Raw genomic sequence first — 26,298 nt, 5'->3', positions numbered from 1 at the left:
CCGGCGCGTCTCTTCCCTCCCGAAGCCGAAAGGACCGCCAGATGGCGCAGCGCTCGGAACTGCCCGACGACCTCCCGAAGACCGCCTCGGCGGTCGAAGCTATCGCCGATCTCGCCCGCAAGGCCGCGGAGGCGCAGGTGCTGAGCATCCCGACCGGGGGCCTCGGAGACGGCCTGCCTCCGGCCGTGCCGGTGCTGTTCAACTCCCGCAGCGGCGCGGTCGTCTCGCTGAAATCCTCGATCGAGGAGTTCCGCCAGCAGCCCCACGCCCGCCAGGGCGTCGCGACCGTCACCACGCTCGCCTCCTTCATCGAGCTGATGAACCGCCACAAGGGCGACGACAGCGCGATCTTCGCCCAGACCAAATGGCCGAACCTGAAGCTGACCGGCGTCGTGGACTATCACGGGCTGAACCACGAGCCGGCGCATGGCCGTCACCGCGTCCGGTATCAGTTCCCGATCACCGACGAGATGACGGCGTGGATCGCGAACAGCGGCATGGCGATGCCGCAGGCCGAGTTCGCCGCTTTCCTCGAGGAGCACGCCGCGGAGCTCGCCTCGCCCTTCGAGGGCGAGTCGCAGGAATACGAGCTGCTGTTCAAGGAGAAGGTCGGATCGCCGACCGACATCATCTCGCTGTCCCGCGAGCTCGAGATCTTCGTCGGGCAGAAGGTCAAGAACAAGACCCGCCTGCAGTCCGGCGAGCAGAGCATCGAGTTCGTCGAGGAACACACCGACGCCAAGGGCAAGAAGGTGGTCATCCCCGGCGCCTTCATCGTGTCGGTCCAGGCCTTCGTCGACGGCGAGAAGGTCCGCATCCCCGCCCGGCTCCGCTACCGCGTGAAGGGCAGCGACATCCTCTGGTTCTACCAGCTCTATCGCTGGGAGTTCTGGCTGCGCGAGCAGGTCCAGAACGACCTCGAGAAGGTCGTGGGCGGCACCGGCCTGCCGGCCTTCGAGGGCGTCGACGAGGCCGGAAACCGCGAAGGCGGGCTCTAGCGCGGCCGCCGGCGCCGCCGTCGATCGCCCCCAACCCATCAAAGGACACTGTCATGACCCCCAAGATCCGAGACTTCGATCCGTCGGCCGGACAGGCCTTCCAGGGCGACGTCGCGATTGTCCCGGTGCCGGCCGGGATCGCGATCGCGCGGACCGACGAGATCGCGCCCGTCGCCGGCCGCATCATCCTGCAGGAGGGCGAGGTCACCGGCCATCACCACGCGATCGCGCTCATGGAGCGCCCCGAGGGCGAGGCGGCGACCCGCCCTTCGATGCGCACCAGCAAGGTCGCCGAAGGCCTGATGGCCGACGCGCTCGCCGGCCGCATCGCTGTTCCGACCGCGCGCATGTATCGCGACCGCGCCGCGGCCGACGCCATGGTGCGCAAGGGCGTGCTCACCCGCTCCGACCTCTGCGTCGGCTTCCTCGTGGTCGAGCACGGACCGATGACCGTCACCCATGAAGAGCATGACGGCGTCCGGCTGCCGGTCGGCTCCTATTATATCGGCCGCCAGGTCGAGAGCGCGGGCGCGGAAGAGCGCCGGGTCGCCGACTGATCTCTTCTTCTGCCGGCCCCGATGCGGGCCGGCAGCGGAGGAGACCCGACAGGAGGCCGTGATGACGAGAGAGCTTTACAGACTGACAGACGAGCATCGGGCGCAGCTCGGCCCTTGGGCGCAGCGCTGGATCGCCAACGCGATGTCCACCAAGCCGATGGACGACGAGGACCGCGCCGAGATGCGCGCGGCGATCGTCGGGATGTATCAGGCGGCCGACCTCGCGCCGCCCAGGAACATCGTCTTTGTGCCGTCGCCGTTGGTCGGCCAGATCGCAGCCGGCTTCGCGGCCGCGATCTGGCACGATCGCAAGACCTACGCGGCGACCGACGCGGCGACCAGCGCGGCGACCGACGCGGCGACCAGCGCGGCGACCGACGCGGCGACCAGCGCGGCGACCGACGCGGCGACCAGCGCGGCGACCGACGCGGCGACCAGCGCGGCGACCGACGCGGCGACCAGCGCGGCGACCGACGCGGCGACCAGCGCGGCGACCGACGCGGCGACCAGCGCGGCGACCGACGCGGCGACCAGCGCGGCGACCGACGCGGCGACCAGCGCGGCGACCGACGCGGCGACCAGCGCGGCGACCGACGCGGCGACCAGCGCGGCGACCGACGCGGCGACCAGCGCGGCGACCGACGCGGCGACCAGCGCGGCGACCGACGCGGCGACCAGCGCGGCGACCGACGCGGCGACCAGCGCGGCGACCGACGCGGCGACCAGCGCGGCGACCGACGCGGCGACCAGCGCGGCGACCGACGCGGCGACCAGCGCGGCGACCGACGCGGCGACCAGCGCGGCGACCGACGCGGCGACCAGCGCGGCGACCGACGCGGCGACCAGCGCGGCGACCGACGCGGCGACCAGCGCGGCGACCGACGCGGCGACCAGCGCGGCGACCGACGCGGCGACCAGCGCGGCGACCGACGCGGCGACCAGCGCGGCGACCTACGCGGCGACCAGCGCGGCGACCTACGCGGCGACCAGCGCGGCGACCGACGCGGCGACCGACGCGGCGACCAGCGCGGCGACCTACGCGGCGACCGACGCGGCGACCCACGCGGCGACCAGCGCGGCGACCAGCGCGGCGACCTACGCGGCGACCAGCGCGGCGACCATCGAGGCGACCAGCGCGGCGACCGACGCGGCGACCAGCGCGGCGACCGACGCGGCGACCAGCGCGGCGACCATCGAGGCGACCAGCGCGGCGACCTACGCGGCGACCTACGCGGCGAGTTGGGCTGTGGCGCTCGCGCGCCAGATCAATCCGAGCCTCGCGCCGCTGATGCTGAGCTGCGCGCAGAGCGCCTGGCGCTTCTACCAGGGCGGCAATATGTGGTCGGCCTATTGCGCCTATCTGTCCTTCTTCCGCCATGTCGCGAAGCTCGACCTGCCCATCTACGACAAGTGGCGGCACTATGAGGCGTCCGCGATCCATGGCGGCTTCCGCTGGGTGCATCCCGATTTCTGCATCGTCTCGGACCGGCCGCGCGTCCTGAAGGTCGACGAGGCGCGCCGGCCGCATTGCGACGACGGTCCGTCGCATCTTTGGGCCGACGGCTTCCGGATCTATCACTGGCACGGCTACCGCCTGCCGGTGAGCCATGAGTGGATCATCGCCGACAGGGCGAGGCTCAGCCCCGACGTGATCGACGCCGAGCCGAACGCCGAGCTCCGCCGCATCATGCTCGAGGTCTACGGCTTCGACCGCTATTTCCACGAGCGCAACGCCCTGACCCTCGCCGAGGACCACGACGGCAACGGCCATCTCCGCCGGCTGATGAGCGCCGATGTGGGCGGCGAGGAGATCCGCGTCGTCGAGGTGCTGAACGGCTCGCTCGAGCCCGACGGGACGAGGCGGCGCTTCATCCTCGGCGCCATGCCGGGCGAGACGCCGCATGAGGCGATCGCCAACAGCTACGGCATCGCGCCGAAGCGCTACCGCGAGGCGGTGCGCACGTGACCGCGGTCGCGCTGCGCTCTCCGGTTCCCGGGCCGCTCGACGACGCCTGGGACGAGTTCCGGCGGAAAGTCCTGCCGGACGACGCGCCCGTCGCGCGGCAGTGCGAGGCGCGCTGGGCCTTCTACGCCGGGGCGGCGAGCTTCTATCGATTGGCGAGCGCGCCGCTGTTCCCGTCCGACGACGTCAAGCCGAGCGATCTGAAGGTCCTGCGGCGGCTCGACGCCGAGATCGAGCAGTTCTCCTACGACGTCCATATCGGGCTCGCGACGTCGCGCGCCACGGGGTTCTTCGGCGGCTTCCGCGCGGCCGTCTATGGCGAGGAGCGGGGCTGAAGCCATGCAGATCGTCGTCCTCGTCTGCGCGCTCGGCGTCTGCCGCACGGAGATCATCGCGACCCCGACCGCGAGCCTGTTCCAGTGCCTCGCCGAGGCCCCGACGATCGTCAGCGAATGGGCCGACGGCGACCCGGCGAGGGCGGCCGGCCAATGGCGCTGCCGCGAACCGAGGAGCGCCCGGCGATGACCTGCATCGTGGGACTCCGGCATGCGGGCCGGGTGATCATCGGCGGCGATCGAGCCGGCGTCGACACCGGCAACTACAGCCTCACGGTCCGGGAGGATCGCAAAGTCTTCGTCAACGGCCCCTTCGCCATGGGCTTCACGACGTCGTTCCGCATGGGCCAAGTGCTCGCCTATGGCTTCACGCCGCCGGCGCGGCGGCCCGAGACGGACGTGATGCGGTTCATGGTGACGGAGTTTGTCGACGCCGTCCGCGCCGCCTTCAAGGCCGCAGGCTACGCGCTGAAAGAGAAAGAGCAGGAGGCCGGGGGATCCTTCCTGGTCGGCTATGAGGGCCGGCTATTCCACATCGCTGACGACTATCAGGTCGGCGAGAGCTCGCACGGCTTCGACGCCTGCGGCAGCGGCGCGCAGGTCGCGCTCGGCTCGCTTCTCACGAGCGACGGCGGCGCCGCACGGAATCGGATCGAGCGGGCGCTGAAAGCCGCCGAGACATTCAACGCCGGCGTCCGAGCGCCGTTCGACTTCGTCGAGGTCTGAGCGATGGCCGCCATCCTCGCGCTCCTGCCACGCCAGAAGCGCCGCCAGCTGCTCGACGCCGAGGCGCGGGTCCGGCGCTCGGGAGACTGGGGGCCATGGGTCTCCACCGAGATTCCCTACGGCGCGGCCGGCCACGGCTTTGCGGCCGAATTCCGGAAGGCGCATCGCAACGGCGCCTTCGCGGTGCTCGAGCGCCAGCTGACGAGCGGCGTCCGCCATTTCGGGATCTCGTCGCTGTCCGGCGTCCGGCCCAGCTGGTGGGAGGCGCAGCGCATCAAGGACGAGCTTGCGGGCGAAGCCGCAACGGCGATCGAGATTTATCCGCCGCGCGACGAGATCATCGACGGCGCCGACATGTTTCACCTCTGGGTCCTGACGGCGCCGTTGCCCTTCGGCCTTTCGAACAAGCGGAGCGAGGGCTGATATGGCCGCCGCGCTGCGCGCTCTACCGACCGTCGACCCTGCCCGCGCCACACTCGAGCGCCAGGGCCTGTTTCCCTGCGACGCCGAGATCGCGAGGCGGCTGTCGATCGGTGCCGACAAGTTCCGCAGCATCGTGGGCGCGCTCGAAAAGAACGGTTTCCCGCCGCGCGACGCGCTGATCGGCCGCCGCTACTGGCCGGCCGTCGTCGCCTTCTGGCATCGCCGCTACGGCCTCGCTAGCCTGACCTCGCCGTCAATGATCGACGGCGAGGAGAACCTCGATGCCCTCTGAGCAAGACCGAAACGATCAAGACCGAAGACCGCCCCCCGTCTCGGCGCCGGGACTGACCAGCCGCGCCAATGCGGACGGCTCCCGGCGCTATTACTGGCGCGCGCCGAAGCGCGACGTCGCGGCGGGCTACCTGCCGGCGCTCTGCCCCGTCGCCGGCGACGACGCGACCGATGTCGGACGCGCCGCCATCGCCCATGAGGCGCAGCGGCTGCAGACCGACGCGTTGCGCTGGCGCGACGCGCAGCAGAACCCCGCGCCCTTCGACGGCACGCTTGCGGGACTCGTGCGGCGCTACCAGACCGACGAGGAGAGCCCCTACCGGGCCGTGAAGTGGAACACGCGTAGGCTCTACGACCACGATTGCGGTCGCCTGGTGAAGGGCATGGGCGCGCGGCGGCTCGAAAGCGTCAAGCGCGCCGACATCCACCGCTGGCACGCCGCGGCGCTCGCGCCGAAACCGCTGCCCCCGAAACCCGGCGAGGAGCCGGACATCCCTCCGGTCTTCGGCCCGCCGCGGGTGCGATCCGCCCATGGACTGATGAAGATGCTGCGCGTCGTCGTCGCCTATGGCGTTTCGATCGACGCGCCGCATTGCGAGCGGCTCGACCTCGTGCTGTCGAAGATGCGGTTCCAGACCCCGCGCGTCCGCAAGGACCGGCCGACCTACGACCAGGCGGTCGCGATCATCGCCAAGGCGCATGAGCTCGGCGCGCATTCGATCGCCTTCGCCCAGGCGCTGCAGTTCGACGGCATGTTCCGCCAGTCGAACGTCGTCGGCCTCTGGCGTCCGCTCGACCGCAGCGAGGAGCCGAACGGCCGGCTCCTGCAGAACGGCCGCGTCTGGGAGGATGGGCTCTGCTGGCGTCACATCGGGGAGGACGGCGTCATCCGCTTCGAGACCACGAAGCGCGGGCGCGGCGTCGAGATCGACCTCGGGCTCTGTCCGCTCGCGCAGGCCGAGATCGATCGCGTGCCGGCCGAGCGGCGCATGGGGCCGCTGATCGTCGACGAGCGGACCGGCAGACCTTATGTCGAGCACGCCTTCGGCAAGCTCTGGCGCAAGGTCGCGGACGCCGCCGGCGTGCCGCGCGCGGTGTGGAACCGCGACAGCAGGTCGGGCGGCATCACGGAAGGACGGCTCGCCGGCGCCGACTTCGCGGATCTCGCCAAGCAGGCGGCGCATTCAGACCCGAACTTCACGGCCCGCGTCTACGACCGCGACCAGCTCGAGGCCGCCCGCAAGGTCGCGCGGCTACGGGCCGCCATGCGGGAGGCCAACGCCAAGAACGGGTCCTGAACGCCCGCGTGCAACGCGCGTGTAACGCGTGCAACGTCTGACGACGGGAAGCCTTAGAAGACCTTGGCGACCCCGGCTGGATTCGAACCAGCGACATTCAGCTTAGAAGGCTGACGCTCTATCCAACTGAGCTACGGGGCCGAACGGGCCGGAGCCTAGTGGGTCCAAGGCTCAGGCAGACTTGCGCGGAAATTGTCCGAATAGGCCATGGTCCGCGTGGTCTTGGCCTTGGGCTCTTCGACCCTGAAGGCGAGGCCCTCGCGGGTCGCGTAAGCCACCGCGTCCTCCTTGGTCGCGAAGAACAGCCTGACCTGCTGGCGCATGTCGCCCGACGAGGTCCAGCCCATCAGCGGCTCGACGCGACGGGCCTCGGCCTGGTCGTACTCCAGCACCCAGCGCTTCGTCTTCGCGACGCCGGACTGCATCGCGTTGCGGGAGGGCTTGTAGATCCGCGCCGTCGTCATCCAGAGGCCTCGTATGGCGGACAAGGGCGACGCTGGTCGGGGCGACATGATTCGAACATGCGACCCCCTGCTCCCAAAGCAGGCGCTCTACCAGGCTGAGCTACGCCCCGAAGCCGCCAGCGTTCAGCGCCTTATGCCCGGTTCCCGCGCCGCCGACAATGGCCGGCGCGCCCCTCCCACCGAGAAAGCGGCGGAGCCGCGGCGCGATCGACCGTCGACGCGCCGCGCCAGAGAGAAAAGAATGGCCCGCTCGACGATCGAGCGGGCCGGTCATCCTGAGCGTCGCCGCAAGCTCCGCGGGTCAGAACAGCTCGAAGTCGCCGCGGACCAGACCGTCGTCGGAATGCACGATCGCGACCAGCTTCTTGGCGAAATCGCCTCCCGAACCATCGCGGTCGTACCACAGCTTGCCGCTGTTTTCGTCGTAGATGATGCGATCGTCCGCGTCGGTCGCCGCCGTGCCGAGCGCGAAGGTCTTCTTGCCGATGCCGACCGAATCCTCGTTGACGTCCTTGAAGATCGTCTTCGAGAGGAACAGCGTGTCGTCGCCGCTGTCGAAGTTGTTGATCGTGTCGACGTTCTTCTTCGTCAGCTTGCCGGTGAACTCGAAGATGTCCTCGCCGCCGCCGCCATCCATCGTGTCCTTGCCGAGGCCGCCATTGAAGCGGTCGTCGTCGCCGGCGCCCACGAAGGTGTCGCCCTTCTTGCCGCCGAAAATGTTCTCGATGTCGATCAGCGTGTCGCCCTGCGCGTGGCCGGCGTTCGCGAGCGGGTTGGCGAGGTTGACGGTGACCGGACCGTCGGCGTTGGCGTAGGACGCGGTGTCGTTGCCCGCGCCGCCGTTCAGGACGTCGCCGTCCGCGCCGCCGATCAGCAGGTCGGAGCCGCCGAAGCCCGCAAGCACGTCGCCGCCGCCGCTGCCGCGCAGCTCGTCGTCGCCGGCGAAGATCTTGCGGATGAGCGCGAGGTCGTCGGTCGTCCGGTCGGTCGAGGCGACGGCGAGAACCTGTTCGACGGAAAGCTTGAACGCCCCTCCCGCGTCGTCGGCGTCGCGACTGATGTCGGTCAGCGAGAATGCCGTGCCGAGAAAGGTGCCAACGCTGATCGAGTCGATGAATCCGGTCGTCGGCACTTCGCCGACCCCGGGGATGTTCTGATATTCGAAACCCTCGCCCGTCACCGTGACGGTGATCGGTATGCCGCCAGCGTCGCCTTGAATCTGGAACGTGACGTCCTGCGTGGCGTCATTGTTCGAAAACGTGCCCTCGTCGAACTGCTCGAAATCGAGATCGTCCGGATCAATCGCTATGTTTGCCGTGAGTTTCGCCATTTTGTTCACCATGGCTTGGCGACGGACGGACGCGCTACGCGCAGCCCTCGGTCCTCGCTCGTAACCCCCTTGGTGGTATCAGCGCCCGATCGGGCAAGCCATTAGGTAGGAATACTTATGAACTGAAGTGATCGATCGACTATTCTCACTTTCGCCGAGCATCCCCAGTCAGTATCGCCCGCGTGGCGTGGGGCCGCCCTGAAAGAACGGGCGGCGCCGCGCTGGCCGCGAGCGCCCTCCTCAGGGGATGAACAGATCAAAGTCGGCGCGCGTCAGGTCGAGATGGTCGTCGAGCGTCGCGATCAGCTTCTGGCCGCCGCGCTCGCTGCCATTCTTGTCGTAGAACAGGTCGCCAGTCTCGTCGTCATAGATGATGCGGTCGTTCAGATCGCCCGCCTCCTCGCCGACCACGAAGGAGCCCTTGGCGAGGTCGCCCTTGCCGTCGAACTTGACCTTGGCGAAGGCGACCTTCGACAGCTCGATGACGTCCTTGCCGACCTTGAAGTCGAGAATCTCGTCGGCGTTGGCGCCGCCGGCCTTCTGCGAGAGCCGGAAAACGTCGTTGCCGCCGCCGCCCTCGAGCGTGTCCTTGCCCGCCAGCCCGTCGAGCACGTCGCGCTTGCTGCTGCCGGTGAACTCATCGTCCCCCGAGAAGACCTTCGCGATGAGCGCCTTATCGTCCTTCAGCGTCTCGGAGATCACGACGTCGGCGAATTCGGCAGCCGAAAGCTCGAGGCCCGTCACCTCGAAGCCGAACTCATATTGAGGTCCGACGAAGGCGCCGAACTGCAGGTTCGCGATCTCGCCGCCGACGGCGACGTCGCCATTGGGACCGCCGCCCTCATAGGCGAAGTCCTCACCGAAAGCCGAGATCAAAGGCGTGACGAGGCCCCCGTTCTGACGTTCGCCGGCGACATAGAAGGCGCCCTCATTCTTGGGCGCGCCGTCATTGTAGAAAAAGGCGCTCTCGCCGAACACCTGGAAGAGAAGCAGGTCAAGTGAAAACGCGACGTCTGTCTCAAGGCTCGCCATGATCTACGCTCGGGCTGCGGGAACGCCAAAAGGGCCACGCGGCGCCGCAGACGAACGCGGCGTGGCGAAGGAAAACGCTAGCAGCGATGGCGTGGACAATTTAATGAGTAGAAATACCTATTTGTTTAGCGCTGGTTAACCTGTCACCGGGCGGGTCGTGCAGGAAAGAGGAGAACCATCCATGTCGAGACGCCCGTCGGATCCCCGCGCCGCCGCCGAGGCCGCTTTCGCGAAGCGCCCGGCCGCGCCCTCGCCCGCCCCGCGCGCGACCGCGCTTCCCGGCGCGCGCGAACAGGTGACGCTACGCATCGACCAGGACGTGCTCGAGATCTTCCAGGAGGACGGCCCTGGCTGGCAGGACCGCATCAACGCGACGCTTCGAGAAGCGGTGAGCGGCCGTCTCGCCGCGGCGTCCGGCCATGGCTCGATCCCCGTCGAAGAACTGACCGGCGAGAATGACGACGGCGCTGGTTGAGCGAAAGGACGAAGTCGATGTCGAACGAGACGATCACGCCCGCCGGCTGGCGGCTCACTCTGCCGCTCGCCAATCTCAAGGGTGCGGACCGCGCGCGGGGCGGCACATGGGCGGCCGCGATCCCGGACCGCGCCGCCGCCCGCAAGGCGATCCCCTACGGCGCCTCGGTGCCGAGCGCGCCGCTGCAGCCGCTTTCCGCCGAGGATCTCGAGCGCCTCGGCGTGCCGCCCGGCGGCGTCAAACAGATCTGAACGCCTGATCCGAGCCGCCGCGCGAAGCCGCGACCCGTCGAGAGAACGCGGCCGCGGAGCGGCCGCTCTGGAGATTCGTGTCGAGGAGCTTTACGCGCCGACGCGCGGATGGACCACTCGGTCGCCCGGTTTCAGACCGATGCGCTTAGCGGTGCCTCCAAGCACTTCGACGACATAGCGTGCCGGCGCGCCGGACGAGATGATGCGAGTGGACAGCGGCTCGGTGCGTTCGGCGATCCGGGTCACCCGCCCGTCCTCGGAGACAAACACCATGTCGAGCGACACATAGGTGTTCTGCATCCACATGGTGATTTCCTGCGGACTCCCGAAATCGAACAGCATCCCGTGATCCTCGGGAAGCGTCCGGCGGTACATCAGTCCGGTCTGCCGCTGCTCGGGCGTCAGCGCGACCTCGATCTGGAAGACGCGGGGGCCGTCCGCCGTCTCGAAAGTGAGCTTCTCGAGCATCGCGGCCGCGAAGGCCGAGGCTGCGACCGAAATGGCGAGCACGAAGGCGGCGGCCGCGTATCGCAGCGGCGGCGTCGTTCGGGCGGAACCGCGCATCGACGAGCGGCTCAGTGCGAGGACGGGGCGCCGCCCTGCCCTTCGGGTCGGACCTCCGCGGCCATCAGGCCCTTCGGGCCGGGGCCGAAGCGGGCGTAGACCTTCTGGCCGGGCCTCAGCTCCATGATGCCGAAGCGCCGCAGCGTCTCCATGTGGACGAAGATGTCGGGGGAGCCGTCATTGCGCGTGAGGAAGCCGAAGCCGCGCAGCCGGTTGAACCACTTCACCTCGACGAGCTCGAGCTTGCTGGTCGGCGTGACGGTGACATGGGTGCGGGGAGGCGGCAATTCGCCGGGATGGCGCGCGGCGCTCTCGTCGAGCGAGATCACCCGGAAGGCCTGCGCGCCCTTGGGCCGCATCTGCGCCTCGCAGACGATCCGCGCGCCTTCGGCCGCTGTCTGGAAGCCGTCGCGGCGCATGCAGGTGACGTGAAGCAGCACGTCCGGGCCGCCATTGTCGGGGACGATGAAGCCGTAGCCCTTAGCGACGTCGAACCACTTGATCGAACCGGAGACCTCGTAGAGCTCGACCGGCTCCGTCCCCGCCGCGCCGCCCCGATTCGTATCGGGAACCGCGCCCTTCGCCCGCTCATCACTCATACGAACCGCCCGAACACAGAACCGACGGAGAGCCGACGCTCGACTCGATCGTCGGGGACGATAGCATCCGAGCCGTCGGGGGGAAGCGAAAAATGGCCCTATCAAGGCATGCGGCAGAGAATTAAGGCGAAAGCCGCGTTAAGCCAGTCCCGCATAGGGACGAAGCAATTCGACGAGGTCGCCGCGCAGGACGAGGTCGGCATAAGTGTCGAGATCGGTCGGCTCGCGGTTGGCGATGACGAGCTGAGCCCCGGCCCGCTTGGCCGCGACCGGCAAGGTCGCCGCCGGATAGACCACGAGCGAAGAGCCGAGCACGAGAAAGAGATCCGCCTCCTCTGCGGCCGCATAGGCGCGCTCCATCGCCTCGACCGGCATGGCCTGCCCGAACGAGATGGTGGCGGACTTCACCATGCCGTTGCAGCCCCGGCAGGCCGGCGGATCGCCCGTCGCCTCAAAGGCGAGACGGATGTCGTCGAGCTGGTGGCGCAGGCCGCAATCGAGACATGTGGCGTAGGTCCCGTTGCCATGGAGTTCGATCAGGCGGTCGGCCGGCACGCCCGAGGCCGCGTGCAGCCCGTCGATGTTCTGCGTGACGACGGCCGCCACCCTGCCCTGCTCGACGAGACGCGCCACGGCGAGATGAGCCGCGTTCGGCCGCGCGCCGCGCGTCGCGTCGTCTATCGTGAACTTCCGCCGCCACGCCTCGCGGCGCATGTCGGGCGATGACACGAAAGCGTCGAAGTCGATCGGCCGGTTCTCGGTCCAGAGCCCGCCGGGGCTGCGGAAGTCTGGAATGCCCGAGCCTGTCGAGATGCCGGCCCCGCTGAACGCCACCGCAGAGCGCGCGTCACCGAGCAGCGCTCTGAACGCCGCGATCTTGCGATCGTCGTCCTGCTCCATAGCTTCCCTCCGCGACCACGCCAGCCGGAGACGTGAGATGAAATATCTGCACACCATGGTCCGCGTCAGCGACGTCGACGCCTCGCTCGATTTCTATTGCGACAAGCTCGGGCTGGAAGAGGTCCGGCGCATGGACAACGAGCAGGGCCGCTTCACGCTGATCTTCCTCGCGCCGCCCGGCCAGCCGGACGCGCAGATCGAGCTGACCCACAACTGGGACCCGGAGACCTATGGCGAGGGCCGCAATTTTGGCCATCTCGCCTATGAGGTCGACGACATCTACGCGCTGTGCGACCGGCTCATGAGCCAGGGCGTGACCATCAATCGCCCTCCCCGCGACGGCCGCATGGCTTTCGTCCGCTCGCCCGACAACATCTCGATCGAGCTCCTGCAGAAAGGCGGCGCCAAGGAGCCGGCCGAGCCGTGGAAGTCGATGGGGAATACGGGCAAGTGGTGAACGGGCGACCTGTTCACGTCGTTCGTTGCTCTTGAGAAAGCTCGCGACGAACCATGTCTTCGTCGCGCCCTGCGCGTCGTTCGCGCTCGCGGATGGCGCAGTGCGGCGGTCGCCTCGCCTCGATGGCTGTCCGAAACGAGACTGTGCATCGTCTTTTCCGCCGAAGGGCTGCTCGGCGGGTTGAAACGGCCGCAGCTGCGCAGCGATGACGCGACGGGCGCGGTGAGAATCGAATTTCAGACGGCTGAGTAAACCGCCTCTCTGCGGCTCAGCCCCTGGCGGCCGGCGGCGACGCGGCCGTGACCACGCCGGCGTCGCGCCAGGCGCTCTTGCCGAGCCCGGCCTTCTCCAGCCCGTCGAGCAGCCGCCAGAAGATCGGCGCCTGACGGCCCTTGAGCGGCGACAGCGACCAGGGGTCGAGCCCGACGAAGGGCAGGAACGGGTTCCGCCGGGCGTAGGCCCAGATCTCGACGCGCGTCGAGGGCCGCGCGCTCGCGCCGCGGGCGTGGAAGCCGGAGGTGTCGGCGACCACCAGCGTGTTGGCCGGCACCGCGAATTTCTGCGGCTGCGGCAGGCCCATGCGTTTGAGGTCGCGCGGGCCGACGCGGAACGAGCCGCGCGAGGACAGCCGGTCGAGCCTGGAGGCGTTGACGCTCATCCGCCGCTCCCAGGCGAGCCGCCGCTTGGTCGGCCGGTGCGAGCCCGGCACATAGACGAAGGGACCGAGATCCTCCTCGACGTCGTGCAGGAAGAGCCAGGCCTTCATGGTCGGATGGAAGGTGTCGGCGTGGACCGAGGTCTGCGGGTCGGTCGCCGACTTGTCGACCTGCGCGAAGATCGTCTGGATGTAGACGATCGGCTCGGCGTCATAGGTCGAGACATAGCGCGTCAGATGCTGGAACGCCGGATCGCCGACGGCGGCCGCGCAGGCCGGGAGCTTCTTCAGATTCTCAGGGTCGAGCGAGATGCGGCGCGTGACGGCGTCGCCCTGCTTCATCTCGCGCGCCGGAACCTGCGTCCGCTCGATCTCCGCGACCAGCGCCCGGAACTGGGCCTCGGGCAGGAAATCACGCTTCAGGATGAAGCCGTCGCGCGCGAAGGCCTCGCGGTCCGCGGCCGACAGACGCTTCCCGAGCTTCGCGCGGCGCGCCTCCGCCAGGCGGTTGGCCAGCTTCACGCGCCAGACATGGAGCCCGCGCTCATTGAGCCGCGCGCTCCCAAGGATCCGGTTGTCGCAGAAGGACTTCGCGCCGGTGAAGATCTGCGCGGCCCAGATCGGCGCCATCAGCCAGCGCAAGGCGTTCGCCATCGTGTCGGCTCCTCGTCGCGGCGCCAAGGGCGCCTCGGCGCATTCCTACCGCCTTCGGTCCGGCTTGTCGCGTGGGCGGGCCTACGGCGGAAACCCTGAGGGGCCGACCGCATTTCGCGACAAAACGCCGCATGATAGGAACGGCGTCCCTTTCAAGAACCCTCTAGCCGTCGCTGGTGTAGGCCCGCCGCGTCGACGGCAGGTTGGCGATCCGCCGCCTTGTTGGGCAATATTGTGGCGTAGTGATCGCATGAAATCCGCACTGCAAATCATCATTTTTGTCTCGTTCGGACCGGCGTCCACCGACGCCCTACCTCAATGATAAGACGATCGAAAATTAAATTCTCTAGTCTTCTGATTTTCTGGCCAATGTTCCCGCATTGGGACAAAACTATTTGGCGATTATCTGCCGATGGCCAAGTTTGAAATTAAAGTTAACGTCGCCTGAACGCAGTTGCTTGCCGTCATGGCCAGTTGAAAGAGGTAAACAAAACATTAATCTGCTGGCGGGGATCGGGATCGCATCAACGTGACGTCGAGCGGAGCGTCGAAATGGCGATGACGATGAGTGTGCCGGAGTTCCGACCCTTCAGGCAGTTGGAAGCGGCCCGCGAGAAATTCCGGACCGCTCTCGCGGCGCCGAGGGCCGCAGAGACTGACCACTCGCTGTCCCCCGTCGAGATGATCTCGGCTCCGCGCTACGAAGAGATCGAGATCGAGCTCGACGCCGCCCAGGAGACCTCCTGGTGCTGGATGTCGCCGGTCGGCGCGCCGAGCTTCACGCCCGGCCTGCTTCGCGACCTGTCGGCGCATCAACGCACGATAAGGCGCGCCTTCGACGCAACGCCCGCCGGCGCCGCCGCCCCGATCAAGCAGGCCGTGTTCGCGTCGCGGCTGCCCGGCATCTACAATCTCGGCGGCGACCTCGATTTGTTCGCGGGCTGGATCCGTTCCCGAGACCGCGACGGCCTGCTGGCCTACGCCAAAGCCTGCATCGACGTGCTCCATGAGAACGCGGTCGCGTTCGATCTGCCGGTGATCACCGTCGCCCTCGTGCAGGGAGACGCGCTCGGCGGCGGCTTCGAGGCGGCGCTCTCCTGCGACGTCATCGTCGCCGAACGCGGCGCAAAGTTCGGCCTGCCCGAGATCCTGTTCAACCTGTTCCCGGGCATGGGGGCCTACAGCATGCTGGCCCGCCGGCTCGGCGGACTGCAGGCCGAGCGCATGATCGCGAGCGGGAAGCTCTACACGGCCGAGGAGCTTCACGCGCTCGGGCTCGTCCAGGTGCTGGCGGAGCCCGGCGAGGGCGTCGCCGAGACGCATCGGCTGCTCGCCCGGAACCTGCGGCGCCACAACGGCCTTTCGGCCCTGTTCCGCGCCGGACGGCGCGTCGCCCCCCTGCCCTATGAGGAGTTGCGCGACGTGACCGAGATCTGGGTCGACGCCGCGCTCAGCCTCGACGAGGCCGACCTTCGGAAGATGGAGCGCCTCACCGTCGCCCAGGACAAGCGCCTGATCGCCAACGCCGTGCTGTCCGCGGTCTGACCTCTCCGAGCCCTGCCGGGCGTGAGCTGAGGCGTCCGGGCGTTCGCGCCCGGGCGCCTCAGAACGTTTCGAGGAAGCAGACTTCCGACGTCAGCGCTTGGCGATGCGCCGGTCCGGAAACCGCCGTCGCAGGGTCTTGCGAACCCGTTCGAACTCGCTCTCCAGCCGGCGCAGATGCTCGGCGCCGTGAGCCGCGAGGTCGTGGGCGTCGGCGTTGCGGTAGGACAGACAGATCTCGTACATGCCGCGCGCGCCGATATTGGCGGCGCCGCTTCTCAGCGCGTGGGCCTGCTCCCGGAACACGCTCGGCTGCCGGGACTCGACGGCTTCGTGCAGAGAGCGCAGGACCGCGGCGGCGTCCCCGATGAACTCCTCGACGAGTTCGGCGACGAAATCAGAGCCGCCGAGCTGTTCGAGCTCCGCCAGCGTGTTGCGGTCGACCACCGCCCGCTTGGCCGGACGATAGCCCGGGTGCCGGGCGATGTTGGCGACGATCTCGTCGTCGACCTTGCCGCTCTCGACGGCCGCCCGCTCGGCCTCCGCGACCGCGACGCCGGCTGCGCCGCGACAGATCTCCTCGATCATCGACAGCAGTTTCTCGGGCTCGATCGGCTTGGTGAGGCAGGCGTCCATGCCCGCCTCGAGGCAGCGTTCGCGGGCGTCCGAGGTGGCGTCGGCGGTCAGCGCCACGATCGGTGTGCGCGGCTTTCCGATCGACGCGAACCGGTAGAGCTTGGTGCATTCGACGCCGTCGAGCACCGGCATGTTGACGTCCATCAGCACCAGGTCGAAGGCGCGCTCGGTCAGTGCGTCGAGAGCGAATTCGCCGTTTTCGGCGATCTGCACCTCATGGCCGGCGCGCTCCAGCACCTTCGTAATGACTTTCTGATTGGTGCGGTTGTCCTCCGCGACCAGGATCGAGAGGCGTCTCGACGGCGCGTCGGCCGCCGCCCGGACGGGCGCCGCGGTCCGGCCGACGGCGCCGACGCTCGCGATCCGCACCATCGCTCCCAGGGTCGCGCGGTCCGGCGCGGCGGCGCTCGAGGCGCAGAGCAGCCTGACGTCGCTGTCCGGAAGACCGGCGCCGAGCGCGGGGTCGATCAAGGCGATCTCGATGCTGTGGTCTTCGTCGACCGCGCGCACCGCGCCCGCCATCGCCTCGCCGTCCGCAGCGGAACCTGTGGCGTCGATCACCACGACGCGCCGGCCGCCGGCCATATCGGAGCGGAGCAGCCGCAGGGCGGAGCGGAGATCGACGGCGGCTTCCGCCGCGCTGCCGATCGCGGCGAGCTCGGCCGCAAGCGCAAATGCGCGCTCTTCGGAGGCCGCGAGCGCCACCATCAGCGGCGGCGCCGGTTCGACCGCCACGAAGCCTTCGGAGGCGAGCTCCAGATCGAGCTCGAACCAGAACGTGCTGCCCACGCCCGGCTCGCTGTCGACGCCGATCCGGCCGCCGTTCAGCTCGACCAGTTGCTTGCAGATGGCGAGCCCAAGCCCGGTGCCGCCATGGCTGTTGATGATGGTCTCGTCGGCCTGCGTGAAGCTCTCGAAGATCCGGACGCGGGCCTCGGTCGCGATTCCGATGCCGGTGTCCGCGACCTCGAAACGAAGCCGCGGACGCGTCGGCGTCCCGCCCACGAGGTCGACGCTCGCGACCACGCCTCCGGTCTCGGTGAACTTCACCGCGTTCCCGATCAGATTGACGAGCACGTCGCGGATGTGCCGCGCCTCGCCGCGCAGCCGATAGGGCGTGCGGGGGGTGACGTGCAGGCCGAGCCTGAGGTGTTTGCCGCGCGCCTGCGCGGCCAGCATGCCGCGGGACGACGCAAGCAGGTCATGAAGATCGAAGTCGGTGATCTGGACCGGCATCTTGCCGGCTTCGAGTCGGCTGAAATTGAGCAGCGCGTCGATCAGTTCGAGGAGCGAACGACCGGACGCGCCGGCGGTCCGGGCCATGTCGCGCTGCTCGGCGTCGAGGTCGGTCGACTCGAGGAGGTCCGTCATGCCGATGACGGCGTTGAGCGGCGTCCGAAGTTCGTGGCTCACGCTCGCCAGGAACAGGCTCTTGGCGCGGTTCGCCTCCTCGGCCGCGAGGCGGGCGCGCTCGAGCTTCTTGATCAGTGTCGCGGCGTAGGCGGGAAGCACCAGCAGGCCGAGTAGCAGGCCGTAGGACAGGCGGGCGTTCTCCGCCCAGTAGTCGGTCGTCGGGATGACCAGCCCGAAGCCGGCGAGCGAGAGCGCCGCCGCCGTGAACAGCGCCGGAACGCCGAACCGGAACCCGTTGCCGAAGATGATCCAGAGATAGGCCGGATAAAGGATCGACGTGATCTCGCCGCCGTAATGAAGCCCGAAGGACAGCGCCGTGATGTCCGTGACCATCTGCATCACCCGGCGGGTCACGCAGAGGCCCGGACGCCAGAGGACGTGGGCGAAGAAGCCGACAGCGAAGAGGGTGAAGATGACCGCCACGACGAAAGGCGCGCCGTGGCCGGCCGGGTCGAAGAGGCCGGAGATCAGGAGGTAGGGGATCAACAGGCTGCAGATCGCGAGCCTGTTCAGAATCATCTCATGCTCGCCGTCCGGCCTGTTTTTGAGGCGCGCGCGCACGAAAGCGATCGGCCGCAACCGCCACCGGCTGCGTGTGCCCTTGTCAGCCGCGGTCTCGACCGCGCTCACGCAGTCCTCATCAGGAGCGTCTCGCGACGCACAAGGTCGACGAACATGTCGGACGGCATGGGGCGGCCGAAGTAGAAGCCCTGGACCTCGTCGCAGCCCTCCGCCCTGAGATGCGCGACCTGCGCGGCCGTCTCGACGCCTTCGGCGATGACCTCGAGGTCGAGGCTGTGCCCGAGATTGACGATGGCGCGCACGATCGCGGCGTCGTTGGCGTCGCTCTTGAGGTTGCCGATGAAGCTCCGGTCGATCTTCAGCCGGTCGACGGGGAAGTGCTTCACATAGGCGAGCGACGAATAGCCGGTCCCGAAGTCGTCGATCGAGAAGGTCACGCCCTTGGCGCGCAGCGCCTCGAGCTGCTTCACGACAGTGCCGGTGTCCTGCAGCAGGATCGTCTCGGTGAGCTCGAGCTCGAGCCGGCCGGGTTCGAGGCCGGACTGCTCGAGCGCCTCCGCCACGAGATTCTCGATGTCCACCTTGCGGAACTGGACGCCCGACAGATTGACGGCGATGCGCAAGGGCGGGAGCCCCTGCCGGGTCCAGGCGGCCGCCTGAGCGCAGGCCTCGCGCAGCACCCAGTTGTTGATCGGGACGATGAGGCCGTTCTCCTCGGCCCGCGGCAGGAACTCGCCCGGCGCGATGATGTCGCCGTTCTCGCGCCGCCACCGGATCAGCGTCTCGGCGCCGACGATGCGTCCCGTGCCCAGCGCGACCTGCGGCTGGAAGTGAAGCTCGAATTCGCCGCGCGCCAGCGCCCGGCGCAGGTCGCTCTCAAGCACGGTGATGGCGCGCGCCGTGGTGTCCATGTCGGCGGCGAAGGCCTTGAAGCCGTCGCGGCCGTCCGCCTTGGCGCGATACATCGCGAGGTCGGCGTTCTTGAGCAGTTCGTCGACGTCGAAGCCGTTGTCGGGAAAGACCGCGATGCCGATCGAGGCCGAGGTCGACACCTCCTCGCCGTCGAAGCGGAACGGAGCGGCGAGCGACTCGCGGATGCGCCGGGCGAGGTCGCGTGTGTCTTCGACGCTCGTGACGTTGTCCTGCAGGATCGCGAACTCATCGCCGCCGAGCCGCGCCACGGTGTCGGATTCGCGGACGGTGGCGCGGAGCCGGTCGGCCACGGCCCGCAGCAGGCGATCGCCGAAATGGTGGCCGAGGACGTCGTTGATGCCCTTGAAGCGGTCGAGGTCGAACAAATGCAGGGCGAACTTGCGGTCGGTGCGGCGCGCCTGGGCGATCGCTTGCCGGACGCGCTCGTGCAGCAAGGAGCGGTTCGGCAGGTCGGTCAGCGCGTCATGATGCGCGAGGTGGCGCAAATGGCGTTCCGCGCGCTTGCGGTCCGTGATGTCGAGCGAGGTGGTGAGCACCGCGACGATCTCGCCGGTCGCGTCGCGCAGCGGCGCCTTGGTCGTCAGCACGTGGCGGCGCTCGCCGTCGTCTCCGACGATCTCCTCCTCGAAACTCGGCAGGGCGGCTCCGCTCTCGCAGATCAGCTTGTCGAGCGCGACGCTGCGGCTCCCGCGCTCCGGTCCGAACAGGTCGATGGCGGTGCGGCCGAGCAGGTCGGCGGGCCCCACGCCCTTGATCGCGGCCTGATGGGCGTTGACGAAGATGCAGCGTCCCTGCCGATCCGCCGCGCTGATCAGCGCCGGCACGGTGTCGATCACCTGGGCGAGCCGCTCGGTTGAGTCCCGGAGCGCCTGCGCGCGCGAGCGCTCGCTGGTCCGGAGCTCGTCCTCGAGCTTGACGGCGCGGCTCGCTATGACGAGCTGCTGGCGCCGCATCTTCAGCAGATTGCGGGCGCGCGTCAGGAATTCGTGATGGTCGACAGGCGACTGCAGGAAGTCGGTCGCGCCGGCCTCGAGCGCGCTCAGGCGGAAGGAGCGCTCCTCATAGACGGTGAGCACGACGACCGGCACGTCCGCGCAGCCGGGAAGCAGCCGGAAGCGGCGGGTGAATTCGGCGCCGTCGAGATCCGGCATCTTGTAGTCGGTGACGACCAGATCCGGCGTGTTGTCCGTCATCCAGGCCAGCGCTTCGACCGGATTGGCGAAGGTGCGGACGGTGACGTCCGGTTCGATCGTCGCGGCGAGTTTCGCGAAGATGTTCCGGTTCGTGACGCGGTCGTCGAGGATGCAGATGAGCGCCATGTTCCTCGTCGAACCTTGCTCAGTCGCAGGCGCCGCCGTCCCACCCGGTGATCGCGGTCAGGTTGAACCGGGCGCGGTTGGCCGATCCTTGGTCCCTCCCCTGTAGCAAGCGCAGCTTAAGGAAACGCGAATCTTGGTTTTCCTACGGATGAACATCTCGCAAGAAATTCATTGGTTTCTGACCTCGCCCCGGACCTCGACGCGTGTCTGACCGCTCGCGCGCCGTGGTGATCGGGTGCGGGCCGGCGGGCCTGATGGCGGCCGAGCGTCTCGCCGAGGCGGGCGTCTCGGTCCGCGCCTTCGAGCGCATGCCGAGCGTTGGGCGGAAGTTCCTGCTCGCGGGCCGCGGCGGCCTCAACCTCACCCATTCCGAGCCGACCGACCGGCTGCTCGCGCGCTATGGCGAGGCCGCCGGACGGCTCGCCGCGCCGATCGGCGCCTTTCCCGCCGAGGCGCTGCGCGACTGGTGCGCGGGGCTCGGGGTCGAGACTTTCGTTGGATCGAGCGGACGCATCTTTCCGAAAAGCCTGAAGGCCTCGCCCTTGCTCCGGGCATGGCTCGCCCGGCTCGGAGGGCTCGGCGTCCGAATCGAGACGCGGCGGCGCTGGACAGGGTTCACCGATGATGGCCGCCTTCTGTTCGAGACGCCCTCCGGTCCGGAAGCCGTGGGCGCGGACGTCGTGGTCCTGGCGCTCGGCGGCGCCAGCTGGCCGCGGCTCGGCGGCGACGGCGGCTGGGTCTCGCCGCTCGCGGAGGCAGGGGTCTCGGTGAAGCCGCTCAAGCCGGCCAATTGCGGCTTCTTCACCCGCTGGTCTTCGGTTTTCGCGCAACGCTTCGCCGGGGCCCCGCTCAAGCGCGCGGCGCTCTCCTTCGAAGGCGAGACCGTGCGGGGCGAGGCCGTCGTCACGGCCGACGGGATCGAGGGCGGACTGATCTACGCACTCGCGGCCGCCTTGCGCGACGCGATCGAGCGCGACGGCGAGGCGGTCGCTTCGCTCGACCTCAGGCCGGACCTCGACATCGACGCGCTCGCCGAGCGCCTGTCGCGCCCGCGCGGAAAGCGTTCGTTCTCGACCCATCTCTCCAAGACCGCCAGCCTTCCGCCCGTCGCCGTCGCGCTGCTGAGAGAGGCTGGCACCCACCCCCCAGGGCCGGTGGAGATTAGCCGGCGCATCAAAGCCCTGCCGCTGCGGCTCACCGCTCCAAAGCCTGTCGAGCGCGCCATATCCACGGCGGGCGGGGTGGAGTTCGCCGAGCTCGACGAGGGCTTCATGCTGCGCCGGAGGCCCGGCGTGTTCCTCGCGGGCGAAATGCTCGACTGGGAGGCCCCGACGGGCGGCTACCTGCTGCAGGCCTGTTTCGCCACCGGCCGCGCGGCGGGCGACGCCGCCGCCCGGTGGCTCGCGGCGCGCGCGGCCGCCTGAGCGGTCACCGGACGTCCTTCAGCCGTTCCAGCGCCCGCTCACGTCCGATGAAGGGCAGCAGCCGCGCGAGCTCCGGGCCGCCGGACTGCCCCGTCAGGGCAAGGCGGAGCGGCGCGAACAGCGCCCGTCCCTTGGCGCCCGTCACGGCCGACACGGCCGTCGTCCAGGCGCGCCACGTCGCGTCGTCCCACGGGGCCGGCGGAAGCAGGTCGGCGGCCTGCCGGATCAGGGCGGCGTCTTCGCCGGACAGCCGCGGAACGGCGATGTCGCCCGTCGCGATCCGCCACCAGTCGGCGGCCTCCCGAACGACCCTCAGGTTCCCCCTGACGGTCGCCCAGAACGCCTCCCCGCCCCCGACGTCGAGCGCCGCCAGGCGCTCCGCCACAGCCTCATAGGGAAGGCCGTGCGTCACCTTCGTCGACAACGCCGCAAGCTCCTCCCGATCGACCCGCGCCGGCGCGCGCGACAGCTTTTTCAGCTCCACGAGACCGGCGAGCTCGTCCAGGCTCTGCACGGGGTGGACCGCCTCGGAAGAGCCCACCAGCGTCGCATAGGCCGCAACCGCGAGCGGCTCGATCCCCTCTTCGCGGAAGGTCCGGAGCGACAGGCTTCCCTGACGCTTCGACAGCCCAGCGCCGTCGGCCGTGGTCAGCAGATTGTGGTGCGCGAGCGCGGGCGGCTCGGCGCCCAGCGCCGCGAACATGTCGAGCTGGACGGCCGAGTTCGCGACATGGTCTTCCCCGCGGACGATGTCGGTGACCCCGAGGTCGACGTCGTCGACGACGCTGGTGAAGACGTAGAGAAAGGCGCCGTCCTCTCGGCGGATGACGGGATCCGAGAGGCTCGACAGGTCGATCTCCTGCTGGCCCCTGACGCCGTCCGACCACCCGACCCGCCCGCCGGTCAGCCGGAAGCGCCAGTGCGGCCGCCGTCCCTCCGCCTCGTAGAGCGCGCTCTTCTCGGGCGTCAGCCTGAGCGCCGCACGGTCATAGACCGGTGGGCGGCCCGAGGCGCGCGCGAGACGGCGCGCCCGATCGAGCTCCTCCTCGGTTTCATAGGCCGGATAGACGCGCTCGCCGAGCCGCTCCAACGCCGCCTCGTAGAGCGCAAGCCGCTCGGACTGCCTCACCTCGAAGTCAGGCGTCAATCCAAGCCAGGCGACGTCCTGACGGATCGCCTCGACGAAGCGTTCCTCGACCCGTTCCGCGTCGGTGTCGTCGATCCGCAGCACGAAGCGACCGCCGGTCTTTCGCGCGATGATGGCGTTCAGCAGCAGCGTGCGGGCGTTGCCGAGATGCAGGAAGCCGGTCGGCGACGGCGCGAAACGCAGGACTGTCATGTCGGGCCGTCCGGAAGCATGGCGCTCGTCTAGCGTGACGCGGCGCGGCCGGCAATCGAGCTGAGGCTCTGCCTCAGGCCGCGCGTCGGCCCGGCGCGCTCCGGGCGAGGCGGACCTGATTGCGGCCCGCCGATTTCGCCTCGTAGAGCGCGGCGTCCGCGCGGCCGAGCAGTCGGTCGAGCCGATCGGCGTCGAGCGCGGAAACGCCGGCGCTCACGGTCACGACCCCGTCGATGCCGCCCGGATTCGGCAGCGCGCGGGCTTCGACCGCGGCGCGGATGCGCTCCGCGACCTGCAGCGCCTCGGCGCTCGACACGCCGGGCAGCAGGGCCACGAACTCCTCGCCGCCGATGCGGGCGAGCAGGTCGAGCCCCTCGCGCAAACCGGATTTCAGCAGGCCCGCCACCGCGGTGAGGCAGCGGTCGCCGGCGCGATGGCCGAGCGCGTCGTTCAGCAGCTTGAAGTGGTCGATGTCGAACATCACCAGGCCGACTGGCCCGCCGAGGCGCCGCAGCTCCTCCAGCGCCTCCTCGAAATGACGGCGGTTCGCGACGCCCGTCAGCGGGTCGGTGCGGGCGGTCGCGTGAAGCCGCCCGTTGATCTCGGCGATCGCCCGGAGCTGGAGCCGGTCGCTCATCCCGAGCACGAAGACGCGGTAGTGCAACTGCTCCGTGATGCCCTTGGCGAGCGCCAGCCCGATCAGCCCGATGTCGAAGAACACGATGGCCTGGAGCTTCTCGGCCGTCGAAAGCACGGAGGCGGGAGGCAGCGCGAGGAAGATGGTCTGCATCAGAAGCGCCACGGCGGTCAGCGCGACGGTGTCACGCCACGCGATGCGCGAGGCCATGACGGCCGTGCCCCCGAGGAAAATCGCCTGGATCACGTATCTCTCGAGGAGCTCCGGGCCAGCCGTGAGGCAGGACAGGCCCGCGATCGCATAGGCGAAGACGCATACCGCGATCGTCAGCTTGCCCTCGATCCCGGGCCGCGATGCGAAGCTCATCGCGAACGCGGCGGCCACGAGCGCGACCGAGACCGACGCACGGGCCGCGACCGCGTAGGGCACGAGCTCCGGCGGCGCGATGAACGGGTCGAAGACGATGCAGGCCGCGTTCACGGCCGCCGCCCAGATCATCCAGCCCTGGTTGATCTTCCTGCGGCTCCGCCAGGTGTCGTGGAGATAGAGCGACAGGATTTCGGGCGGCAGCCTGAGCTCGCGCGTCCGCACCTTCGTGAGCGCGACGATCTGGTCGGCGAGCTCACGATCAGGAAGCTCGCGCTCAGGCGCCGGATCGGCGGAGCTCCAAAGGGCGGCGAAAACAGCCATCGACCACGGGCGGTAAGACTTTGCTACCGCCCGTGGTTGTCACTCGAAATACGCTACTTAGCCGTAAACGCGACGCAAGAGAGGTGCGCGACTTTCGGCCGGACCTATTCCGCCGTGGTCGCTCTACTCCGCCGCCGCCACCTGCCGGGGGCCACGCGCCGCGCGTTCGCGCTTCAGCTCCTCGGCCACCAGGAAAGCGAGCTCGATCGCCTGCTCGGCGTTGAGCCGCGGGTCGCAATGGGTGTGATAGCGGTCGCGAAGGTCGGCGTCGGATATCGCGCGCGCGCCGCCGGTGCATTCGGTGACGTTCTTGCCCGTCATCTCGACATGCACGCCGCCGGCGTGAACGCCCTCGGTCCGGCAGACCTCGAAGAAGGCCTCGACCTCCTGCAGGATGCGCTCGAACGGCCGCGTCTTGTAGCCCGAGGGCGACTTGATCGTGTTGCCGTGCATCGGGTCGCAGGCGATCACGACCTTGCGGCCGCCGGTCTTCACGGCGCGCACGAGGCCCGGCAGATGGTCGAAGACCTTGTCGGCGCCGAAGCGCATGATCAGCGTCAGCCGCCCCGGCTCGTTGTCCGGGTCGAGCGCGTCGATCAGCTTCATCAGCTCGTCGGGCTTGAGCGACGGCCCGCATTTCAGGCCGACCGGGTTCTTCACGCCGCGGAAATATTCGACATGGGCGTGGTCGAGCTGGCGGGTGCGGTCGCCGATCCAGATCATGTGGCCGGAGGTCGCGTACCAATCCCCGGTGGTGGAGTCGACGCGCGTCAACGCCTGCTCATAGCCGAGCAGCAGCGCCTCGTGGCTCGTGAAGAAATCGGTGGTCCTGAGCTCCGGATGATTCTCGGGGTCGACGCCGCAGGCGCGCATGAAGTCGAGCGCCTCGGCGATCCGGTCGGCGACCTCCTGGTAGCGGCCGGATTGCGGGCTCTCCTTGACGAAGCCGAGCATCCACTGATGCACGAAGTCGAGATTGGCGTAGCCGCCGGACGCGAAGGCGCGCAGCAGATTGAGGGTCGCGGCCGACTGGCGGTAGGCCTCGAGCTGGCGGCGCGGGTCGGGGATACGCGACTCCGGGGTCGCGTCGGTGCCGTTGATGATGTCGCCGCGGTAGATCGGCAGCTCGACGCCGTCGACGATTTCGGTCGGCGACGAGCGCGGCTTCGCGAACTGCCCCGCGATGCGGCCGACCTTCACCACCGGCGAGGCGGCCGCATAGGTCATGACCACCGCCATCTGCAGGAAGACGCGGAAGAAGTCGCGGATGTTGTCGGCCGAATGCTCGGCGAAGCTCTCGGCGCAGTCGCCGCCCTGCAGCAGGAAGGCCTGGCCTTCGGCGACCTTGGCGAGCTGCCGCCTGAGCTTCCGCGCCTCTCCGGCGAAGACCAGGGGCGGGAAGGACGCGAGCTGCGCCTCCGCCGCGGCGAGCGCCGCGGGATCGGGATAGACCGGCGACTGCTCGATCGGCAGCTTGCGCCAGCTCGAGGGGCTCCAACGCTCCGTCATGACCTTCCAGCTCCAGACCCGTCGCTTGCGAGCCCTTCTTTCGGGAAACGACGATACGTCGCCCGGCCATCATATGGCCGCTCGTTCAGCCGGCTTCTAGCACCGGGAACACGGGGACGCCACCTTTCAGCCCCGGGCGGGGACGGGCTCGAACGAGTCCCTGAGCGGACGCTCGGGCATCGCCCAGAGAAGCGCGAGCGCGACGGCCGTGGAGGCGGCTGCGGCCAGGAACGCGATGCGGAAGCTGGCCTCGTCAAGCGAGACGGCCGCGAGCGCCTGTCCCGCCTCGGCGCCGAACCCCGCGCCCAGCACGATCGCGCCGAGGATCGCGACGCCAAAGGCCGAGCCGAGCGACCGAGTGA

26 protein-coding genes, 2 tRNA genes and 1 pseudogene are annotated in these 26,298 nt (G+C 69.1%); 14 read left to right on the top strand and 15 right to left on the bottom strand.

Annotated elements, in window-relative coordinates; all coding sequences use genetic code 11:
- Window positions 1–41 precede the first annotated feature (41 nt).
- The 9 genes from EK403_RS14840 to EK403_RS14795 all read left to right on the top strand — a co-directional run bounded on the left by EK403_RS14840 (window position 42) and on the right by EK403_RS14795 (window position 6,591).
- Entirely contained in the window at window positions 42–998 is a 957-nt protein-coding gene (locus tag EK403_RS14840; protein ID WP_128778249.1) for a DUF2303 family protein, read from the top strand.
- Between the two features lie 53 nt (window positions 999–1,051).
- Complete coding sequence (locus tag EK403_RS14835; RefSeq protein ID WP_128778248.1) at window positions 1,052–1,555, top strand: hypothetical protein; 504 nt, start codon at window positions 1,052–1,054, stop codon at window positions 1,553–1,555.
- Between the two features lie 61 nt (window positions 1,556–1,616).
- Window positions 1,617–3,521 carry a DUF6745 domain-containing protein gene (locus tag EK403_RS22730; protein WP_206659554.1) on the top strand — a complete coding sequence of 635 codons (1,905 nt, stop codon included), beginning with the start codon at window positions 1,617–1,619 and terminating at the stop codon, window positions 3,519–3,521.
- Window positions 3,518–3,853 carry a hypothetical protein gene (locus tag EK403_RS14820; protein ID WP_128778247.1) on the top strand — a complete coding sequence of 112 codons (336 nt, stop codon included), beginning with the start codon at window positions 3,518–3,520 and terminating at the stop codon, window positions 3,851–3,853. Before EK403_RS22730 ends, EK403_RS14820 begins: the two co-directional genes overlap by 4 nt.
- Window positions 3,854–3,857: 4 nt before the next feature.
- On the top strand, window positions 3,858–4,043 hold the full coding sequence (locus tag EK403_RS14815) for a hypothetical protein (RefSeq protein ID WP_128778246.1): 186 nt from the start codon (window positions 3,858–3,860) through the stop codon (window positions 4,041–4,043).
- Window positions 4,040–4,579, top strand: coding sequence for a hypothetical protein (locus EK403_RS14810; protein WP_128778245.1), 540 nt, complete (start codon window positions 4,040–4,042; stop codon window positions 4,577–4,579). Before EK403_RS14815 ends, EK403_RS14810 begins: the two co-directional genes overlap by 4 nt.
- A 3-nt stretch (window positions 4,580–4,582) precedes the next feature.
- Window positions 4,583–5,002, top strand: coding sequence for a DUF7694 domain-containing protein (locus EK403_RS14805; RefSeq protein WP_128778244.1), 420 nt, complete (start codon window positions 4,583–4,585; stop codon window positions 5,000–5,002).
- A gap of 1 nt (window position 5,003) precedes the next feature.
- The gene (locus EK403_RS14800; protein WP_128778243.1) at window positions 5,004–5,294 is read left to right on the top strand and encodes a hypothetical protein; all 291 of its coding nucleotides are present in this window, start codon (window positions 5,004–5,006) and stop codon (window positions 5,292–5,294) included.
- A complete protein-coding gene (locus EK403_RS14795; protein WP_128778242.1) occupies window positions 5,284–6,591 on the top strand; it encodes a site-specific integrase in 1,308 nt (435 codons plus the stop codon). The genes EK403_RS14800 and EK403_RS14795 overlap by 11 nt, the downstream gene beginning before the upstream one ends.
- A gap of 64 nt (window positions 6,592–6,655) precedes the next feature.
- Here EK403_RS14795 and EK403_RS14790 read toward each other — a convergent pair.
- The 5 genes from EK403_RS14790 to EK403_RS14770 all read right to left on the bottom strand — a co-directional run bounded on the left by EK403_RS14790 (window position 6,656) and on the right by EK403_RS14770 (window position 9,417).
- Window positions 6,656–6,732, bottom strand: a tRNA-Arg gene (locus EK403_RS14790).
- Between the two features lie 14 nt (window positions 6,733–6,746).
- A complete protein-coding gene (locus tag EK403_RS14785) occupies window positions 6,747–7,055 on the bottom strand; it encodes an ETC complex I subunit (protein ID WP_128778241.1) in 309 nt (102 codons plus the stop codon).
- A gap of 33 nt (window positions 7,056–7,088) precedes the next feature.
- Window positions 7,089–7,165, bottom strand: a tRNA-Pro gene (locus tag EK403_RS14780).
- A gap of 191 nt (window positions 7,166–7,356) precedes the next feature.
- Window positions 7,357–8,004, bottom strand: coding sequence for a calcium-binding protein (locus EK403_RS23780; RefSeq protein ID WP_428979615.1), 648 nt, complete (start codon window positions 8,002–8,004; stop codon window positions 7,357–7,359).
- Window positions 8,005–8,625: 621 nt separating this feature from the next.
- A complete protein-coding gene (locus EK403_RS14770) occupies window positions 8,626–9,417 on the bottom strand; it encodes a calcium-binding protein (RefSeq protein WP_128778239.1) in 792 nt (263 codons plus the stop codon).
- Between the two features lie 181 nt (window positions 9,418–9,598).
- Here EK403_RS14770 and EK403_RS14765 point away from each other — a divergent pair, with 181 nt between their 5' ends.
- Window positions 9,599–9,892 carry a BrnA antitoxin family protein gene (locus EK403_RS14765; RefSeq protein WP_128778238.1) on the top strand — a complete coding sequence of 98 codons (294 nt, stop codon included), beginning with the start codon at window positions 9,599–9,601 and terminating at the stop codon, window positions 9,890–9,892.
- A gap of 17 nt (window positions 9,893–9,909) precedes the next feature.
- Complete coding sequence (locus tag EK403_RS14760; protein WP_128778237.1) at window positions 9,910–10,143, top strand: hypothetical protein; 234 nt, start codon at window positions 9,910–9,912, stop codon at window positions 10,141–10,143.
- A gap of 90 nt (window positions 10,144–10,233) precedes the next feature.
- Here the strand turns inward: EK403_RS14760 and EK403_RS14755 are convergent, their stop codons facing one another.
- The 3 genes from EK403_RS14755 to EK403_RS14745 form a co-directional block, all read right to left on the bottom strand.
- Window positions 10,234–10,707 carry a DUF192 domain-containing protein gene (locus EK403_RS14755; protein ID WP_128778236.1) on the bottom strand — a complete coding sequence of 158 codons (474 nt, stop codon included), beginning with the start codon at window positions 10,705–10,707 and terminating at the stop codon, window positions 10,234–10,236.
- An 11-nt stretch (window positions 10,708–10,718) separates the two neighbouring features.
- Window positions 10,719–11,306, bottom strand: coding sequence for a cold-shock protein (locus EK403_RS14750; RefSeq protein ID WP_128778235.1), 588 nt, complete (start codon window positions 11,304–11,306; stop codon window positions 10,719–10,721).
- A 138-nt stretch (window positions 11,307–11,444) separates the two neighbouring features.
- Window positions 11,445–12,206: an SIR2 family NAD-dependent protein deacylase gene (locus EK403_RS14745; protein WP_128778234.1), complete on the bottom strand. Its 762-nt coding sequence runs from the start codon at window positions 12,204–12,206 to the stop codon at window positions 11,445–11,447.
- Between the two features lie 37 nt (window positions 12,207–12,243).
- On the opposite strand from EK403_RS14745, the gene EK403_RS14740 reads away from it, so the two are divergent.
- A complete protein-coding gene (locus EK403_RS14740; RefSeq protein WP_128778233.1) occupies window positions 12,244–12,663 on the top strand; it encodes a VOC family protein in 420 nt (139 codons plus the stop codon).
- 268 nt (window positions 12,664–12,931) lie between these two features.
- On the opposite strand, the gene EK403_RS14735 is transcribed toward EK403_RS14740, so the two are convergent.
- Window positions 12,932–13,972, bottom strand: coding sequence for a phytanoyl-CoA dioxygenase family protein (locus EK403_RS14735; protein ID WP_128778232.1), 1,041 nt, complete (start codon window positions 13,970–13,972; stop codon window positions 12,932–12,934).
- A 552-nt stretch (window positions 13,973–14,524) separates the two neighbouring features.
- On the opposite strand from EK403_RS14735, the gene EK403_RS14730 reads away from it, so the two are divergent.
- Window positions 14,525–15,517 (top strand): crotonase/enoyl-CoA hydratase family protein, encoded by a 993-nt coding sequence (locus tag EK403_RS14730; RefSeq protein WP_128778231.1) that lies wholly within the window; start codon window positions 14,525–14,527, stop codon window positions 15,515–15,517.
- A gap of 90 nt (window positions 15,518–15,607) precedes the next feature.
- On the opposite strand, the gene EK403_RS14725 is transcribed toward EK403_RS14730, so the two are convergent.
- Window positions 15,608–18,193: a hybrid sensor histidine kinase/response regulator gene (locus tag EK403_RS14725; RefSeq protein WP_128778230.1), complete on the bottom strand. Its 2,586-nt coding sequence runs from the start codon at window positions 18,191–18,193 to the stop codon at window positions 15,608–15,610.
- Complete coding sequence (locus EK403_RS14720; protein WP_128778229.1) at window positions 18,190–20,337, bottom strand: putative bifunctional diguanylate cyclase/phosphodiesterase; 2,148 nt, start codon at window positions 20,335–20,337, stop codon at window positions 18,190–18,192. Before EK403_RS14720 ends, EK403_RS14725 begins: the two co-directional genes overlap by 4 nt.
- 203 nt (window positions 20,338–20,540) lie before the next feature.
- Between EK403_RS14720 and EK403_RS14715 the strand changes: the two genes are divergently transcribed.
- Window positions 20,541–21,761, top strand: coding sequence for a TIGR03862 family flavoprotein (locus EK403_RS14715; protein ID WP_280986680.1), 1,221 nt, complete (start codon window positions 20,541–20,543; stop codon window positions 21,759–21,761).
- A gap of 4 nt (window positions 21,762–21,765) precedes the next feature.
- Here EK403_RS14715 and EK403_RS14710 read toward each other — a convergent pair whose 3' ends face one another.
- The 4 genes and pseudogenes from EK403_RS14710 to EK403_RS23290 form a co-directional block, all read right to left on the bottom strand.
- Window positions 21,766–23,100 carry a glutamate--tRNA ligase gene (locus EK403_RS14710; protein ID WP_128778228.1) on the bottom strand — a complete coding sequence of 445 codons (1,335 nt, stop codon included), beginning with the start codon at window positions 23,098–23,100 and terminating at the stop codon, window positions 21,766–21,768.
- A 73-nt stretch (window positions 23,101–23,173) separates the two neighbouring features.
- Window positions 23,174–24,427: a GGDEF domain-containing protein gene (locus EK403_RS14705; RefSeq protein ID WP_128778227.1), complete on the bottom strand. Its 1,254-nt coding sequence runs from the start codon at window positions 24,425–24,427 to the stop codon at window positions 23,174–23,176.
- A gap of 123 nt (window positions 24,428–24,550) precedes the next feature.
- Window positions 24,551–25,936, bottom strand: a complete 1,386-nt coding sequence (locus tag EK403_RS14700) for a class II 3-deoxy-7-phosphoheptulonate synthase (protein ID WP_128778226.1) — start codon at window positions 25,934–25,936, stop codon at window positions 24,551–24,553.
- A gap of 126 nt (window positions 25,937–26,062) precedes the next feature.
- Window positions 26,063–26,298 (bottom strand): annotated as a pseudogene (locus tag EK403_RS23290) (MFS transporter); the annotation flags it as partial.

It is taken from the genome of Hansschlegelia zhihuaiae (assembly GCF_004103825.1).
Lineage (GTDB): Bacteria > Pseudomonadota > Alphaproteobacteria > Rhizobiales > Methylopilaceae > Methylopila > Methylopila zhihuaiae.
Note: the sequence above shows the minus strand (reverse complement) of the source record. Positions and strands in the feature narration are given on the sequence as shown.

Bases quoted from the DNA above. Each gene is read 5' to 3' on its own strand.
- EK403_RS14840 (WP_128778249.1), top strand. From the start codon at position 42: ATGGCGCAGCGCTCGGAACTGCCCGACGACCTCCCGAAGACCGCCTCG.
- EK403_RS14835 (WP_128778248.1), top strand. From the start codon at position 1,052: ATGACCCCCAAGATCCGAGACTTCGATCCGTCGGCCGGACAGGCCTTC.
- EK403_RS22730 (WP_206659554.1), top strand. From the start codon at position 1,617: ATGACGAGAGAGCTTTACAGACTGACAGACGAGCATCGGGCGCAGCTC.
- EK403_RS14815 (WP_128778246.1), top strand. From the start codon at position 3,858: ATGCAGATCGTCGTCCTCGTCTGCGCGCTCGGCGTCTGCCGCACGGAG.
- EK403_RS14810 (WP_128778245.1), top strand. From the start codon at position 4,040: ATGACCTGCATCGTGGGACTCCGGCATGCGGGCCGGGTGATCATCGGC.
- EK403_RS14805 (WP_128778244.1), top strand. From the start codon at position 4,583: ATGGCCGCCATCCTCGCGCTCCTGCCACGCCAGAAGCGCCGCCAGCTG.
- EK403_RS14800 (WP_128778243.1), top strand. From the start codon at position 5,004: ATGGCCGCCGCGCTGCGCGCTCTACCGACCGTCGACCCTGCCCGCGCC.
- EK403_RS14795 (WP_128778242.1), top strand. From the start codon at position 5,284: ATGCCCTCTGAGCAAGACCGAAACGATCAAGACCGAAGACCGCCCCCC.
- EK403_RS14785 (WP_128778241.1), bottom strand. From the start codon at position 7,055: ATGACGACGGCGCGGATCTACAAGCCCTCCCGCAACGCGATGCAGTCC.
- EK403_RS14770 (WP_128778239.1), bottom strand. From the start codon at position 9,417: ATGGCGAGCCTTGAGACAGACGTCGCGTTTTCACTTGACCTGCTTCTC.
- EK403_RS14765 (WP_128778238.1), top strand. From the start codon at position 9,599: ATGTCGAGACGCCCGTCGGATCCCCGCGCCGCCGCCGAGGCCGCTTTC.
- EK403_RS14760 (WP_128778237.1), top strand. From the start codon at position 9,910: ATGTCGAACGAGACGATCACGCCCGCCGGCTGGCGGCTCACTCTGCCG.
- EK403_RS14755 (WP_128778236.1), bottom strand. From the start codon at position 10,707: ATGCGCGGTTCCGCCCGAACGACGCCGCCGCTGCGATACGCGGCCGCC.
- EK403_RS14750 (WP_128778235.1), bottom strand. From the start codon at position 11,306: ATGAGTGATGAGCGGGCGAAGGGCGCGGTTCCCGATACGAATCGGGGC.
- EK403_RS14745 (WP_128778234.1), bottom strand. From the start codon at position 12,206: ATGGAGCAGGACGACGATCGCAAGATCGCGGCGTTCAGAGCGCTGCTC.
- EK403_RS14740 (WP_128778233.1), top strand. From the start codon at position 12,244: ATGAAATATCTGCACACCATGGTCCGCGTCAGCGACGTCGACGCCTCG.
- EK403_RS14735 (WP_128778232.1), bottom strand. From the start codon at position 13,972: ATGGCGAACGCCTTGCGCTGGCTGATGGCGCCGATCTGGGCCGCGCAG.
- EK403_RS14730 (WP_128778231.1), top strand. From the start codon at position 14,525: ATGGCGATGACGATGAGTGTGCCGGAGTTCCGACCCTTCAGGCAGTTG.
- EK403_RS14720 (WP_128778229.1), bottom strand. From the start codon at position 20,337: ATGGCGCTCATCTGCATCCTCGACGACCGCGTCACGAACCGGAACATC.
- EK403_RS14710 (WP_128778228.1), bottom strand. From the start codon at position 23,100: ATGACAGTCCTGCGTTTCGCGCCGTCGCCGACCGGCTTCCTGCATCTC.
- EK403_RS14705 (WP_128778227.1), bottom strand. From the start codon at position 24,427: ATGGCTGTTTTCGCCGCCCTTTGGAGCTCCGCCGATCCGGCGCCTGAG.
- EK403_RS14700 (WP_128778226.1), bottom strand. From the start codon at position 25,936: ATGACGGAGCGTTGGAGCCCCTCGAGCTGGCGCAAGCTGCCGATCGAG.